This window comes from uncultured Succinivibrio sp. (assembly GCF_902756765.1).
Lineage (GTDB): Bacteria > Pseudomonadota > Gammaproteobacteria > Enterobacterales > Succinivibrionaceae > Succinivibrio.
In genome coordinates this window covers 1-2,010 of the sequence record NZ_CACVSS010000199.1, presented here as the reverse complement: position 1 = coordinate 2,010, position 2,010 = coordinate 1, and the positions used below count along the sequence as shown (strand labels likewise).

2 protein-coding genes are annotated in these 2,010 nt (G+C 37.4%); both read right to left on the bottom strand.

The window, feature by feature from the left end:
• Positions 1-551 (bottom strand): flavodoxin family protein (locus QZU45_RS12365; RefSeq protein WP_295355733.1); only part of this gene is annotated, 551 nt, incomplete at its 3' end.
• Between the two features lie 33 nt (positions 552-584).
• A partial coding sequence (locus QZU45_RS12360) for a hypothetical protein (protein WP_295355731.1) occupies positions 585-2,010 on the bottom strand: 1,426 nt, incomplete at its 5' end.

The following is a 2,010-nucleotide window of genomic DNA, read 5'->3' as shown; positions in this document are numbered from 1 at the left end:
GCAACTCTTGTTTTTTCCTGTAGCGGCTCCGAAACACCTGCCTTTTCCGCGGCGTCCTTCATCTTAAGCAGCCAGGCCATATTTCTTGCAAGATACCTCAGAGTCTGCAGTCCTTCCTCATCCTGCCGCACCTCTTCCGGTGTGTTTCCGTGTACCATATTCCAGTAGCGGGATGTCGCTATGGGCATCTGCTGATGCAGGAAATACTTATTGATCTGATCCAATGCGGAAGTCGTTCCGGCTCTTCTGGCTGATACGACGGCCGCTGCCGGCTTGAACCGGAATGGATGCGGGGCCTGGGCGGAGGCAGAAAAGAACGCCCTGTCCATAAAACTCATCAGACTTCCGTTCATTCCTGAATAATAGACCGGAGAACCGAAGATGAAGCCGTCATATTCCGCCGCCAGCTTTGTGAATTCATTGATCTTGTCATCAAAAACACATTTCTGCTTCTTCGCACATTGAAAGCATCCGATGCATCCGCCGATCGGCTTGTTTCCGATCCAGTAGATATCCGAATCAATGCCTTCCTGCTGAAATGTATCCCGCATTGTTCATGATCTCTGCGATCGTCTCCGCATTCTTTAAGCTTTTATCCCCGAGGATGATCTTTTTGCCAAATCCACATATTGAGTTTTATTAACAGTAGATTTTATTGAATATGCAGAAGAACTGCCATCAGAGATACCTTTTATAAGTGTAATAGATTTCCTATTGTTAGAATTAAGGTTGGAAACTGCTTTTGATGCAAGATAGGAAAACTCGGATATCTTAAGAGTTCTGCTACCTACCTTAACACTGGTTGGCAATTTCTTGTTTTTTGAAACATAATCCTTAACAGTTGTAGCCGCAGTTTCAATTTGATTAATGCTAAAAACATTAGGATTATTCTTTACAGTTAAGTATACAGTCTTTTTAGCAGATTTGTAAACTTTGGATCCTGCATAAGAACAAACCATAACATATTTACCTGCCTTCAAATTAATTTGAAGATAGGTAGAACCTTTAGCATCTGTTGTTAAAGTATAAGTCTTGCCATTTATTTTGTAACTGAGCTTTTGACCTTTCAATACCTTTCCATTTTTATTGGTCAAGGTAAGTTTATAAATTTTACCTCTATAAATGGTATTTTTACTTGTTTTTAAAACACTAGGTTTTTTAACAATTTTCTTTAAGTCAGAGCTTTTGAAACTACAATAGTTAGGCAAATACTTATCAGTTTTATGGAAAGCTAAAATTTTAGCAAAAGCAAAAGTGTATACATTTAAATTTGCGTATCCTGCTAATTTATTAGTTCTCTTATATACCGCAACAGAAGCAGGAGGTACTTTTTTAGATTTAATTTTAGAAACCACATTTTTTGCTGCGGAAACATATTGCTCCTTATAAATAGTAGCTTTTAATGTTTTAGAAGAAGCTTTACCATTGACAATTCCTTTCAATAAGACAATATCTCCCAATTTATTGGAGTTAATATTGTAAATTGCCTTTGACGCAAGATAGGTAAATTCAGATATTTTTAAAGATTTTGAACCTACCTTTACGGTTTTTGGTAACTTCCTGTTCTTTGAAACATAATTCTTGACTCTGCTTGCCGCATTTTCAATATCCTTAAGAGCAAATGAATTTGGATTGTTCTTGACCTTTAATGTCACAGAAAAGCTTGCAGCAGCATAAGCAGCAGATCCTGCATAGGAACAGCGCATGGTATAGCTACCTGCCTTCAAATTGATTTGAAGATAGGTTGAACCTTTTGAATCTGTTGTCAAAGTGTATGTTTTACCATTTACAGTATAACTGAGCTTTTCACCAGTTAAGACCTTTCCATTGGAATCAGTTAAGGTAAGAACATAATTCTTGCCTCTGTAGACAGTGCTTGAACTTCCTTTTAAGGTAGTTTTTTTCTTGCTTGCCTGTACGGTCTCTGGTGAAGAAGCTGATAAAACATTCTTATGTTTCAAATCGGAATCTTCTACAATATTATCAGTACTTAAAACTTCATTTTCTGAA